The following is a 14,173-nucleotide window of genomic DNA, read 5'->3' as shown; positions in this document are numbered from 1 at the left end:
GATTATTATCACTCCACTATATATTTAAACACCACTACTTCGCCGTCGCCAAAACTCTTCCATGAGCTGGCGGAAAGCTTGGCCTCTTCTAAAATTTTCGGGTATTGAAACCAGTATTTGTTTAAGACAAAATAGCCGGTTTTCGCGCTGGTTAAATTCATGGCTTTTTCCATCCTGGTTCGCGTTGGCTTATCATAGACCATGGCCAGATAATACTGGTAAAGCGGCCCGCCGGTCGGAATCGGGTAATTAAAAATTTCCTCGCCGGTTTTGGCTTTTAAATAATGCTTAAAGCCGAATTCATGTAACGCCGCGGCTGAAACTTGCTGGTTGGCAAGAGCGATGTACTCCCCGCCCGCGTCTTCTTCCATCCATCGCACGGCCTCAATATCGAAATTTCCGGTGGAAAGCCCGCGTGAATTAAAATAAGCGTCATAGCGGGGATAAGAAATGTATAAGGAGGCGGTCATGAGAACGGCTAAAAGCGCGCCGCTGGAAAAAAGGATTAATCCTTTTTGGATAAACAATTTTTCCAGATACCATTTTAAAACAAGCAAAATAAAAGGGAAAAGGAATAATAAGGCTAAGAATAAAATTCGGTCCGAATAAGCCGACCGTTCGTAATTTATCAAATAACTGAAAGACAGCCCTTCGGTTAAAAAATAGGAGACAAAAAAAGCCAGGGAAGAATAGGCGTAGATTTTGTATTTTTTCCAGTTGCTTTTTAGGGCAATGATAATGCCTATTAGGGCAAGAATTAAAATTATTTTTATTCCGTTTGACTGGATTAAATAGGAGAAATTCAGGAATAAGTTTTCTTTGTTCGGTAAAATTATTTTTAAGCTTTGGATAAGGCTGGAAAAGCCCGGAAAGCTTTCAGCAGGGGACTGGCGCGGTTCGCCGTTTCCTTTTTCAAAAATATAAAAAGCCAAAGGCAGGGCAGTAGAGCATAAAGCGTAATAGCCGAAATACAGGTATTTTTTAAGGAAAGCTAATTTTTTTAACGCTGGAGAAGAAAAGGCGCTCGCCAGGCCGGGCTCATGGTCGTTGTAGTAAATTAAAAGAAGAAGGGAGAAGAGAATAGCGGGGATGCCGGCTAAAGGATGGATTGTAAAAATCGCCAGCGCCATTAAAAATAAAAAAACATATTCTTTCATTTTTTTGGCCGCCAGGCTCAAGGCGATAATGATGAAAACGAGTAAAAAGGCCAAGTTCTGCGGGGTGGTCATAATTAAGAAGGAGAAGGGAAAAATAAGTAATACAATAGCCAAGGCGCTCGCGGAAAACTCGTCCCAGCCAAGCGATTTAAAGACGCGCGCCATAATCGGCGGGATTAAAAAGGCGCCTAAAACAGGAACTAAAAATTTATTCAGCCAGGCAAGCGGAATAAAAAGTATTTTATGTAAAATAATGGCGAGCCCGTAAAATCCGGAATAGTAAAAAGTTTTTGGTTCTATCAATCCTTTGGCGTCAATTACTTTCATCGCGGATTCATGGATAAAGGGATCAAAGCCGTAGCCGATTTTATAGACGAAAAGGGCCGCGGAAAAAGATAAGAAATAGTGGAGGGGAATAAAAACGCGCAAAAGGTTTTTTTCAAAGCGGCTTTTCCCCGCGTGAGAAATAAAGAAAAGCAGAAAAGACGCGGTAAAGTATAGAAGAAAGAACCAGACCGGAATTACCTGCCAGGGAGAAATTATCGCTTTGGCCGTCGCGCTAAAAAAAAGCGTATAAAAGGCCAGAACGGTGAAGATTAAATAAGCCAAGCTTAAAAAAACAAAAATCGCCGACGGCCTTTTCCAAAACGGCGTATTCCCTGAAGTTCTACCGGTTCTGGAAATTTTAAAATAGGGAATCAGCACGAGGCTTAATAACGCGGTTATAGCGATCGACAAAAAAAGGCCGATGCTATTCAGGCGGTAAAAATAGTAAACCAGCCCCCCGGAGAGCGACAGAATGGAGAAAAGCTTTAAAAAAATAAAAACCATAAAGATTTGCTAAAATTAGGAAAAATTGCTAGAATATTACCAGTATGAAAACAAGGACAATTATGCTAATCCTGGCGGTTTTAGCAGTAGTTTTTTTTGCTTGCGCCAGTTCTTATATCTATTTGTCGCAAAAAGGCGGATTTGTAAAATGGTCTTCGCCGGACGAGACTGCTAATTATTTTTTTTCCAAGCTCTACGCCCAGAATGGAGAGTTTAGCATTTTTGAAAAATACAATTTATACGCCAAGGACATAATCCACCCCCGGAGCTTTAGAAGCGATTTTGGATTTCTGAAGCCGGTAAGTTTCCTTGGTTTGCCTTTAGTTTACGGCAAAATCGCCAGCTTTACAACCTGGAAAGTTATCGGCTACTTAACGCCGATTTTCGCCGCCATAGGAATAATTTATTTTTATTTGTTCTTGAAAATGTTTTTTTCCCGGCGGACGGCAATTTTTTCCGCGTTTTTACTGGCGGTTTTCCCGGTTTATTTTTATTACTCGGCCAGGAGCATGTTCCATAACGTTTTGTTTACCGTATTTCTAATCATCGGCCTTTACTATACGCTGAAATCCGTTCCGAAAAAGGAGGAAAAAGAAAATAAGAATAATAATAGCCATGAAAAAGCCGGCGCCAAATTAAGAGAGAAATTTTTAAAGCTAGACTCCGCCCGTATTAAGGATTTGCTCTTAGCTGGTTTGGGCGGGCTTTTTATCGGTTTAGCGGTTACGGCCAGAAGTTCAGAGCTTTTATGGCTGGGTCCGCTTTTCGGAATGATTTGGATTTTTAATTTTTGGCGGTTCGGAATTCCGCGGCTAGTTATTTGGATCTGCTTCTTCGGCTTGGCGCTTTCCCCGATGCTATTCAATAATTATATACTTTATTCTTCGCCAATCCGGGGCGGTTATCCGGAAATGAACCAGTCAATCCAAACCGTAGCGATGTCCGGCCAAGAGCTGGCTAAAAGCGTTCCTGATCTGGCTAAAGGTTCGGCCGTAAAGGCGAGAGGGCTGGCTGGCGAAATAAAAAGGGCTGTTTTTAGTTTTGGCTTGAATGTGCCGCGCTCATTAAAAATTTTTAATTTGTATTACGTGAAAATGTTTCCCTGGCTTTTTTGGCCGTCTTTGGCCGGCATGCTTTTGTTTCTTTTACACTTCAGAAAAATTAAAAAGAAGCATATCCTTTATCTTCTCGGCTACCTGTTCTTATCGGCCGTTTTGATCGTTTACTATGGCAGTTGGGAGTTTTACGACAATCCCGACCGCCAAGCCGCGACTATCGGCAATTCCTACACCCGCTATTGGCTTCCAGTCTATCTCGGCGCCATTCCGTTCGTATCTTATCTTTTCTTCAAACTTATTGACGCGCCTAAACTTTTAATCGATTGGCTGGAAAAAGCAAATATATTTAAGACTGGCTTGGGCGGAACAAAAAGGTTATTTTCCCTGTTTAGAAGTTTATTAACCGGGCTGGCCGTTGTTTTTTTTACAAGCCTATACGCCAATTTTATTTTGTTCGGTTCTGAAGAGGGCTTAGTCCCGACCTATTATAAAGGGCTCGTTTCCCGAATCGAATATGCCCAGGTTTTGGGGTTAACGGAAAATAACGCCGTAATCATCACCCGTTATCACGATAAGATTTTTTTTCCGGAGCGGAAAGTAGTAATGGGGCAGTTTGACGATCCGAATATGATTACCGAATACGCGCATATCGCCGATTATCTGCCCCTCTACTATTATAATTTCTCCTATAAGCCGGAAGCGGTAGAATATTTAAACAACGGGATTTTAGGAAAAGCCAATTTGAAGATGAAAGAAATTAAAAAAATCACCAAAGATTTTACTTTATATAAAATAGAGCCAATTGATAAAGTAGCGGCGGCGCCGAAGGTGAGGCGGAAAATAAAGCCGCGAAAAACCGCGCCGGCTATAAAAACAGAAGGCTCTACGCCGGCAAAGCCATGAAAAAAATTATTGCCAATACAATTTTATCCTTAAAAGAAAAACTCGGCCAGCCGTTTTATTTAAAGCCGCAGACTTTTAACGCGGAATTTTCGGTCAAGATAAAAAGCCTGGAGGATAACAATGAGCTGGTCGTAGTTTTACCGGTTCCGGAAGCCATCGGCGGCCAGAAAATAGCTAATGCGCCGGAATTTAACGTCCCGCCAGCCATAACCGGAGCTGAAAGCGCTTACGGCAATAACTACGCGGCCTGGAAGCTGGTAATGAAGAAAAACGAAGAAATCGAAATTAAAGAAAAATTTACTGTAAGCGCAAATCCAAGTTTAGGAATCCAGGATAAAGAACATAACGTTGATAATTACAAGAAGGACGAAAACTATAAGCTGTATTGCCGGGCGAATAATTTTATCCATCCGGATGGCGGAAGAATCAAAGCGCTGGCAAAAAAAATAACCGGCCAGGAAGGGGATGTGATAAAAATACTGAAAGCCATAAACGGATACGTGGCTGGCAATTTAAAATACGGCCGGCCAATTGAAGGGCTGTATTCTGATCTTAACGCCATTGCCAATCCGGAAACGGACTGCGGCGGGTTTGCGTCGCTTTATACTTCTTTGGCTATCGCGTCGGGTATTCCGTCGAGGATTGTATCCGGATTCTGGGCCGGGTATGAAAATAACGCCATGCACGCCTGGGCCGAATCTATGCTCCCCGACGGAACCTGGCTTCCGGTTGATCCGGCGACCGAACAGCTTAGAAAACTAGGACGGACGAAAAAGTTCGGCGGCTTTGGAAAAATCGGAAGCGACCGGATGATCATGTCAAAAGGCTGCGATTTAAGCTTTACGATTGGCGCCCTGAACTTTAGAGCAGGCATTTTGCAAAATCCTTTGATAAAGTCCAATAAAGGGGAAAAATCAGTCCAGAGTAAAAATATTTTTATTACATAATTATTAATAATAAATGAGCAAAAAATATGGCCAATGAAAAATTTCCTGATAATACGCGAAAAGTGCTTCCGTTTAGGCAAAAGGAAGGCGCCCAGCCTGAAAGCGAAAAAATAGAAGTGAAATTTGTAAAATTAATGGATGCGTTTGAAGAAATCGCCAATGCTTTAGATCTTATGCAAGATTTGGATGATCCGGAAGAAGAATTTAAAAAGTTTCGAAATCTATTTGTCAATAGGATTAATATTGATAAATTGGGAGAGAAAATTTCAGAGATAAGAGAAAAAGCTGGCGGAAGAACTGAAATTGACCATTTACTTTATTCGGTTTATATCCATATTTTCGCGCTTAGCCCGTTAATTAAAAGCGGTAAACTTGAAAATATTCCTGATAAAGATTTAGGTGAGAAACTGGAAAACTTAGCAGCCGCTATCAGGGGTATTGTAGCGGCCAGAAGGATTTATAAATAGAAGAAACCCGCGATTTTATGATATTCACCGGATTTTCGCCCAACTTAACCGGAAGAGACACGCTTATAGCCTTAAGCTGGCTTTTGTTTCCGTGGAAGTGGAGAAGTTTATCAAGAGGCGATAATCCCCGGAAGGCGGAAGATGAACTGAAAAAATATTTTGGCTTTAAAAGCGCCTATACTTTTGACAGCGGACGGACAGCCCTGTATTTTGCCTTAAAAGCTTTGGGAATAAAAGAAGGCGACGAAGTTATAGTACAAGCCTACACCTGTGTTGTCGTGGTAAACGCGATAAGATGGACGGGCGCCCAGCCAGTGTATGTTGATATCGCGGATGATTTTAATATGGACGCGCGCGAACTGGAAAAAAAAATTACGGATAAGGTAAAGGCGGTGATTGTTCAGCACACCTATGGACTGCCCGCTGACCTGGAATTAATCATGAGATTGGCCAAAAAGCATGGCCTAAAAATTATCGAAGATTGCGCCCATTCTTTCGGAGCAAAACATGACGGGAAATTAACCGGTACTTTCGGCGATATCGGCATGTTTAGCTTTGGAAGCGACAAAATTCTATCCTGCATCCGGGGCGGAGCATTGATTACTAATAACGATAACCTGGGAGAAGCGCTAAAAGACTGCCAAGCCGGATTAAAACCGATGCCTGGGAAAATAATAATCCAGCACCTTTTGCATTACCCGGTTTTTTACATAGGCAAGGCGCTTTACGGAATAATAATCGGTAAAGCTATTCTGGCTTTGGCAAAAAAATTGAATGTCATAAATAAAATCATTACCCCGGAAGAGAAAGCCGGGAAGAAAGACCAGGCTTTCGGCCGCGCCCTGCCAAACGCGCTTTCTGCCATACTCTTGAATCAATTAAAAGAAGTTGATAAGATAAATGAAAAGAGAAAAAAAATCGCCGGCTATTATAGCCTTAAGCTGGCTATAGTTTCCGGAAAGCCGGCCAGAGGGACGGACGAATGTATTTTTTTAAGGTATCCGATCCTCCTTGACAATCCCAAAGAATTAATGCGCGCGGCGAAAAATAAAAACATCCTTTTGGGAGACTGGTATAATTCGGTCATCGCCCCGCGGGATTCTGTGCTGGCGGAAACCGGTTATATAAAAGGCAGCTGCCCCCGCGCGGAGCGAATGGCCGAAAGAATCGTAAACTTGCCGACCGGGCGCGGCGTTGATAAAAGCCAAGCCGATAAGATAGCTAAGCTGGTAAATTCATTTTTGGAAAAATAATTGATATGGCCCTGGAAATAAGAGAGATCGAAAACGAAAAAGAATGGCAGGAATTCGAGGATAATTTTTCTCCCCACACGTTTTTACAAACCTGGGAGTGGGGAAGGGCGCAGGAAATGATGGGCTATAAGATTACGCGCCTCGGGGTTTACGGAAGCGAAAGGATGAGCGGGGCCATTGCCGGAGGAAAAGTGAACGAAGATATAGAAGCGCCAAGCGTAAAGCCATTAAAAGAAAAACTGCGGGGAACTGCATTGGTCTATAAAATTTCCGCCCGTCGCGGGGCTTTTCTTTTTTGTCCTCACGGCCCGTCAGTCGGCTGGAAAAACGAAGAGGAATTTCGCGCATTGGACGGGTATTTAAAAGAGCTTGGCAAAAAGGAAAAAGTTTCTTTTATCCGCGTAAGTTCGCTCGCGCCGGCGTCGAAAGAGATGGGAGGCTTGTTTTTTAAATACGGATACCGAAACGCTCCGATTCATATGATGCACCCGGAAAATGCCTGGATACTGGATATTGAGGGGAGTGAAGAAAGCGTTTTAGCCGGCATGAAAAAGCGCACCCGCTATTCAATCCGCAAAGCCCAAAAAGACGGGGTAAGAATTGCCACTTCGCGCGATTCTAAAGATGTTAAGCTTTTTTACGGCATGTATCTGGAAACGGCCCAGCGGCAGAAATTCGTCCCTTTTTCGGAAAATTATATAATGAGAGAGTTTGAGATTTTCGAAAAGAACAATAAGGCTTTGATGTTTTTTGCCTACTACCAGGAAAAAATAATTTCGGCGGCCGTAATAATTTTTGCGGGGAAGATGGCTTTTTATCATCACGGCGCTTCAATCCGGATGGGGAGTTCGGGCATTACCGCTTCAGAACTCCTGCAATGGGAAGCGATTCGCGAGGCCCGGCGCCGGGGGCTTTCAGGCTACAATTTTTGGGGGATTGCGCCGCCGGACGCGCCCAATCATCCCTGGCAGGGCTTAACGCTGTTTAAGAAAGGATTCGGGGGGTATCCGGAAAATTACCTCCACGCCCAGGATTATAAATTAACCAATCGGTACTGGCTAAACTATATAGTTGAAAAAATTAGAACCATGAAGCGAGGGTATTAGCAAAAATTCGAGTTTGGTGCTAGGATATCGGGAATAGAGCCAAGAGAGCCGGAATATTGATGATTCATAAATTAATTGTTTACAATAAAATAAATATAAAACGCTATGTTTAAGAGGATTAAGGATTTAAGATTATCAGTAATAAAACAAATGGAGCTTAAAGCTTCCAAATATCCTGATACGATTTCTTTGGCCCAAGGGGTCCCGAGTTTTGATACCCCGCAATTTATTAAAAGGCGGGTGGAAAAAGAATTGAAAAATGAAGTGATGTCCCGATATTCATTGGCGCCGGGATTAGCCGAATTAAGGGAGCTTTTCGAAATATATTTGGCAAAGGAAAACATGTTTTATGACTGGGAAACCGAGATTATTGTTACTGCTGGAGCGATTGAAGCCTTAACCGCGACGATCATGGCTATCACCAGCCCGGGCGATGAAATTATCATTCCCGAGCCGGCTTATACTTCTTACCGGGAAGTGATCGTTTTAGCCGGTTGCCGGCCCAAATACGTTCCGCTCCACGAAGATGACTGGACCCTGGAAGTAAAAAATATTGAAGAGGCGATTTCTCCGACAACCAAAGCCATACTTTTTTCCAACCCGAACAATCCGACCGGAACAGTATTTTCCAAATCACAGCTTCTGGAATTGGCCGAGCTGGTTAAAAAGCATAATATTTTTGTCATCACCGATGAATTATATAAGGATTTCGTTTTTGAAAAGGAGTTTTTGGGCGGCGACCGGCTGTTCTCTTTAGCGGAGATTCCCGAGATCAGGGAAAAAATAATCCGCGTATTCAGCTTGTCTAAACTTTTCGCCATGACCGGCTGGAGAATCGGGTTTTTGCATTCGGACGCCAAGGTAGTAAAAGAAATATTGAAAGTCCACGACTGTTTGGTTACCTGCGCGCCGGTAATCTCGCAGTTTGCCGCGATGGGCGCCCTGGAAGGGTGCGAAGACAACATTACTAACTTTAACGTTGAGTTTAAGAAGCGGCGGGATTTAATTTGCGCGAGGTTTGATAAGCTAAAAAAATATTTCAGTTATGTTACGCCCCGGGGCGCGTATTATATTTTTCCGAGAATTATAACCGAAGCTTTCCCGAATGCCAAAAAAGTGAAAAATGAAAAGGGCCGCGAAGTTGTTGACTCCTGGGAATTCTGCTGTGATATGCTTGATAAAGTTAAAGTGGCGACAGTTCCGGGATTTGCTTTTGGACCGTCCGGGGAAGGGCATTTTCGCCTTAATTTCGCGAGAAGCGAAAAAGATATTAACGCCGCTTTAGATCGGATCGAAAAGTACTGCAAAGATTATGGGATTGAGTGAAAAGAGCTGGGCATGCTAGGCCAGAGGACAGTAAGATCAGGGCTTGTCGTATAGTGGCAATACACTGCATTCGCATTGCAGGAACGCGAGTTCGATTCTCGCCAAGTCCACCAAATTAGTAATTCGCTGTTGCGCTCGGTCTCTAGGAGTGCGAGTTTCCTGCCTGCCGGCAGGCAGGGATTCTCGCCAAGTCCACAATTAATTGCGCATACTAGAAAGAAAACCTCGCTGAATGAGGTTTTTTTGATAGAGTTGACAAACTCTACCATTTATGCTAGAATTATCTGTTTAAGGTGAAGAATCGTATCTTATGGAAAAACATTCAATTTTAGCCAAAAAAATATCAAACCTAGCCGAGAATCGAATTATTCGCGATTACGGCGGCTTATTATTAACCGGCGCAAAAATTGCCACGGTTGTTTTTACAGCGGCTTTTATCTTAGCCGTTTCGGCGCCTTTCGCGCTGTCTGCCGGCGGACTAGGAACGAACGTCAAGCAAGCCAAGACAAAGACCGGGACTACGGTTTATTATCTTGACCATAAGCGCGGGCTGAAAAAATCCTATACCAGCGCCGCCGCGTTTTTGTCTTATGGCAATAAATGGGGCAATATCAAGACCGTCAGCCAATCACAGCTTGATTCTTTCGCGGCCGCTAATTTGATAAAAACCGCGGGCAGTCCGGGAGTTTATTATATTTACGGATCGAAAAAGGCTCTAATAGAAAGCGAAGCGCAATTCAATTACCTGGGGTTTGACTGGGACGGCATATTAACGGTAACCAATCTGGACTTCAATTCCTACAAAACCGTCAGCCTGGATGAATTGATAAATAATGTTTCTTCTACCAAAGATTCCTCTTCGGAAATAGAAAAGGCGCCGGAGCCTCAAAAACTTACCATAACGCCAGACAACAGTTCGCCTAAAGACGGCGTGGTGATTTTTAATACTAAAGATAATCTGGTCGGAGTCTTCGGCCTTACTTCCAACATAAAGGAAAAGGTGAAAATCTCTAAAATCGTTTTTGACTTAAAAGGCGCGGCTTCGGCTGAAGACATAAAGAATATTTACCTGGCTAACGAAGCCGGAACTAAATATGATAATCCGTATTCACTGGACGGAAGAAAAATAAGCTTTAATTTATCCGATTCCGGTATCTTTATTCTCCCCGGGCAAACTATTAAATTAAAAGTATATTTTGATTTGGCCGGCGGTAAAATAAATCAGGGGCATGTTTTACAGATTGCCGTAAATAGCGCGGACTATATCAGCTCGAACGTTAAATTCTCCGGAAATTTTCCTTTAGCGTCCGGCAGATTCAATATTATTGAAGCCGGGACTTTGCTTCCTAAAGCCACTGTCGCCGAAGAAAGCTTAGCCGGATATAACTCCCAGGCAATTATCGGCGCGACTGAACAGGTCGTGGCAAAATTTACGGTTTCCGAAACTTCAAAAAACGACAGCTTGGTGATAAAAAAAATAATCCTAAAAAATAAAGGCACTGCCAGGCCGGAAACTCTTAAAAATTTTAAGCTCAAAAATAAAAACGGCAAAATCCTCGCCCAGGCTGGCGCTATGGACGCAAACGCCAGCGTAACTTTCATTCTTGACGATTACGAAATATCAAAATACTCCAAGGACGCCTTTACCGTCTTAGCCGATATCGCTGACGGTGAAGGTAAAAATTATAATTTTAACGTAATAGACGCTTCGGTATTCGGAAAAAGCCTTGATTATGCCATTAACCCCGAAATAACCGCCAAAGACGAGACCTTTAATATTAAAAGGGAATATCTTGGTGTTGTAGCCAAGGATTTAAAGGCAAGTAAAAACATTTTTTCCAAAGAAAAAGGCGTTATTATCGGTAATTTTGAAATAAGAAATAACAATAAAAAAATAAGCCTTCAAAGCTTGGAATTTGAGCTAACTAAAAGCGCCAAGGCCCCGGTCCTTGATTCAACCGTATTTCTAGCCAATTACGAAACCGGGGAAATTTACGGATCGGTTGAAGGCAGTAAGTTAAGCGCGGGTAAAACCGCTGTCAGTTTGATACCGGTCGCGATTGAAGCGAAAAAGACCCTGGTTGTTACCTTAATAACCGATATTCCGCAATACGCCAACGCCGGAGATTATTACCAGGCAATCTTGTCTAAAATCAATTATTCCGGAGAGAACGGCCTTATCTATTCGGACGAGGTCGAGGCGCCGGGAGTGAAATTAACTGTGTCTAAATCGGCTATTTACGTTTATCCCAATAAAGAATTAAAAGGGCTTACTTATATCAAGGGGCAAAAAGGCATTACGATCGCCAACTTTATTATTGAGACTTCAGCCGGCGAAGACGTTGCGATAAACGGCATAACTTTTGCCATGGGCGCCTCTTCGGGATTAGTGAGCTATGAAAACGGATTCAGTAATTTAAGGGCTTACATTAACGGCGCGAGAGTCGGGGAAGTAATCGCCTCTCCGTTCGGGGCGGCTTTTGAGATAAACGGATTTAATTATAAGGTAAGGGCCGGCAACCGTTATGAATTAAAAGTAGTTGCCGACACGGTAAGCGATCTAAGGGTTTCCGAAACCCAGATGGCCCTAAACCAAATCACCGCCGCCGGCTATACGTCCGGCATTCCGGCTACGGTTTCGGGAATTAATATTCAAAGCTACTCTGTCTACTTCGACGTCTCGCAAATTAAAATCGATGCCAAAAGCGGCGGCAGCGCGGCCGCCGGCCAAAAGAAAAATCTTGTCGCCTCCTTTAGCGTTGCCAACGAAGGCGTTGAGGATGTGTCTTTGAAAAATGTTACGATAGTTACGAGCGATGCCGGGTTCAGCTATAGCCTGGGCTATTCTAATTTAAAGATTGTTAAAAGAAGCGATAATTACCAGATTGGAAATATTAGCAAGCCGGTGGCCGGAGCTAACCGCCTGGGCATGAGCAACGCCCTCGTTAAAAGCGGCGAAGAAATCACTTTTGATGTTTATGTTGACGCCGATTCCGATGTATTGCCCGGAACTTTCGAGGTATATTTTATCGATCTGGCCGCTAAAGGCGAAGTGTCGGAGCTTACGCCAAAAATAAACGGTGATCCGACTGGTTCGGCTACAGTAATCGTGAACTAAAATAGATTTTATAGCGCAATTTAGAATGATGATAATTAAAACATCCCGCCAATTTAGCGGGATGTTTTTTAATGCAGAGTTTAAGCCTGGAATCTGGCTTTTTAAAGCAATGCCTAGCGCTATCTTACGTTGACTGTCACTTCGTTTTTGACGCCCAGATCAATATTGACCTTATCGCCCTCCTTGATTTTTCCTTCAATAATCTGCATAGCTAATTCGTCTAAAATTTGGTTTTGGATTACGCGCTTTAGGGGACGCGCGCCGAAAGTCAAATCATACCCCTTATCGGCCAGCATCTTTTTTACCTTGTTGCCGACTTTTATGGTAATCAATTTATTCTTCAGCCGTTTTTCAACCTTGTCCAGTTCCAGGTCGACAATCCGCATCAAGTCTACTTTGGTCAGGCTTTTGAATATCACTATTTCATCAATCCGGTTTAAAAATTCCAATTTAAAGTTATCCCTTAGAATGCGGTCGATTTTTTCTTTCATTTCCTTGTTGCGGCTTTTGGAAAATTTATCGATATCCGCCTCATCCGAGTCGGCCGAAAAGCCGATAGTATATTCCTTGATCACTTCATTGCCCAAATTAGAGGTCATGATAATAATCGTATTTTTGAAATTAACAATGCGGCCCTTGGCGTCAGTCAGGCGCCCGTCATCCAAAACTTGGAGCAAAACATTGAACACTTCCGGATGAGCCTTTTCAATCTCGTCGAATAATATTACGCTATATGGCCGGCGGCGGATTTTTTCCGTAAGCTGGCCGCCTTCTTCATACCCGACGTAGCCCGGAGGCGAGCCGATAAATTTAGCCACTGAATGCTTTTCCATGAATTCGCTCATATCGACGCGGATAAGCGCGTTTTCGTCGTTAAACATGAAAGAGGCCAGGGCTTTAGCTAGCTCGGTTTTTCCGACTCCGGTCGGCCCGACAAAAAGGAATGATCCGATCGGCCGTTTTTCTTCGGAGATGCCTGCCCGCGACCGGCGCAGGGCATTAGCAATTACTTTAATCGCTTCGTCCTGGCCGACCACTCTTCCGTTTAATTCCTCTTCGGTTTTGGTCAGTTTTTCTTTTTCCGATTCCAGCATCTTGGAAGCCGGGATTCCGGTCCAGCGCGAGATGATTTTCGCTATATCCTGGTCGTCGATTTCTTCTTTTAAAAGCCTGCGTCCGGATTTTTGCATTTGCACTAAATCATTTTCCAGCCCTTTTAGCTGGTTTTCTTTTTCCGGAATCCTTGAATAGCGGATTTCGGCCACCCGGGTAAGGTTATCGCCCTTTCTTTCGATAATTTCCGCCTGCGACCGCAAATCTTCGATATCTTTCTTGATGGCCCGCATGCCGGAAATGATTTCTTTTTCATTTTTCCAGGCCAATTCCAAATGATTGGCGCGCTCGCGGATTTCCTGCAATTGCCGGTTGATGTCTTTTATTTTTTGCCCGGCTTTTTTTTCATGGGCCAATCCGGCTTTTTCAATTTCCAATCTCCTTATATCCCGGTGCAAATTGTCCAATTCGGCTGGAGAAGAATCGATTTCCATCCGCAGGGCCGAAGCGGCTTCATCAATCAAATCAACGGCCTTGTCCGGCAAAAATCGGTCGGAAATGTAGCGGGAGGAGAGAATGGCGGCGGAAATAATCGCGTCATCAGTAATTTTTACGCCATGGTGGATTTCGTATTTTTCCTTGATGCCCCTTAAAATTGCAATCGTGTCTTCGACGCTGGGTTCCGTAATATAAATCGGCTGGAAGCGCCGCTCCAAGGCCGCGTCGCGCTCAATGTATTTTTGGTATTCTTTGGTGGTAGTAGCGCCTATGGTCCGAATTTCGCCGCGGGCCAAAGCCGGCTTCAGCATATTCGAAGCGTCCATCGCCCCTTCCGAGGCCCCGGCGCCGACTAAAGTATGCAGTTCGTCGATAAATAAGATTACCCGGCCCTCCTGGGATTTCACTTCTTTAATTACCGCCTTTAAACGCTCTTCAAATTCTCCCCGGAGATCG

The 14,173-nt window shown here is 43.5% G+C and carries 9 protein-coding genes and 1 tRNA gene; 8 read left to right on the top strand and 2 right to left on the bottom strand.

Annotation, left to right across the window (positions count from 1 at the left end):
• Positions 1-8: 8 nt before the first annotated feature.
• Positions 9-1,988, bottom strand: coding sequence for a hypothetical protein (locus tag WC715_05900; GenBank protein ID MFA6171949.1), 1,980 nt, complete (start codon positions 1,986-1,988; stop codon positions 9-11).
• 44 nt (positions 1,989-2,032) lie between these two features.
• Here WC715_05900 and WC715_05895 point away from each other — a divergent pair, with 44 nt between their 5' ends.
• From WC715_05895 to WC715_05860, 8 genes are all read left to right on the top strand, one after another.
• Positions 2,033-3,949 (top strand): glycosyltransferase family 39 protein, encoded by a 1,917-nt coding sequence (locus tag WC715_05895; GenBank protein MFA6171948.1) that lies wholly within the window; start codon positions 2,033-2,035, stop codon positions 3,947-3,949.
• Positions 3,946-4,896: a transglutaminase-like domain-containing protein gene (locus WC715_05890; protein MFA6171947.1), complete on the top strand. Its 951-nt coding sequence runs from the start codon at positions 3,946-3,948 to the stop codon at positions 4,894-4,896. Before WC715_05895 ends, WC715_05890 begins: the two co-directional genes overlap by 4 nt.
• 26 nt (positions 4,897-4,922) lie before the next feature.
• Positions 4,923-5,363 (top strand): hypothetical protein, encoded by a 441-nt coding sequence (locus WC715_05885; protein ID MFA6171946.1) that lies wholly within the window; start codon positions 4,923-4,925, stop codon positions 5,361-5,363.
• A gap of 17 nt (positions 5,364-5,380) precedes the next feature.
• Entirely contained in the window at positions 5,381-6,616 is a 1,236-nt protein-coding gene (locus WC715_05880) for an aminotransferase class I/II-fold pyridoxal phosphate-dependent enzyme (GenBank protein ID MFA6171945.1), read from the top strand.
• 5 nt (positions 6,617-6,621) lie between these two features.
• On the top strand, positions 6,622-7,722 hold the full coding sequence (locus WC715_05875; protein MFA6171944.1) for a peptidoglycan bridge formation glycyltransferase FemA/FemB family protein: 1,101 nt from the start codon (positions 6,622-6,624) through the stop codon (positions 7,720-7,722).
• Between the two features lie 105 nt (positions 7,723-7,827).
• Positions 7,828-9,048 carry a pyridoxal phosphate-dependent aminotransferase gene (locus tag WC715_05870; protein MFA6171943.1) on the top strand — a complete coding sequence of 407 codons (1,221 nt, stop codon included), beginning with the start codon at positions 7,828-7,830 and terminating at the stop codon, positions 9,046-9,048.
• Positions 9,049-9,087: 39 nt separating this feature from the next.
• Positions 9,088-9,161, top strand: a tRNA-Ala gene (locus WC715_05865).
• 197 nt (positions 9,162-9,358) lie between these two features.
• Complete coding sequence (locus tag WC715_05860; GenBank protein MFA6171942.1) at positions 9,359-12,166, top strand: hypothetical protein; 2,808 nt, start codon at positions 9,359-9,361, stop codon at positions 12,164-12,166.
• 119 nt (positions 12,167-12,285) lie between these two features.
• Here WC715_05860 and WC715_05855 read toward each other — a convergent pair.
• The coding region (locus tag WC715_05855) for an AAA family ATPase (GenBank protein ID MFA6171941.1) at positions 12,286-14,173 on the bottom strand (1,888 nt) is incomplete at its 5' end.

The sequence above is a fragment of the Patescibacteria group bacterium genome (assembly GCA_041661505.1).
GTDB lineage: Bacteria > Patescibacteriota > Patescibacteriia > Patescibacteriales > JBAZCA01 > JBAZCA01.
The sequence above is the reverse complement of the archived record's forward strand: the minus strand, read 5'-3'. Positions and strand labels throughout refer to the sequence as shown.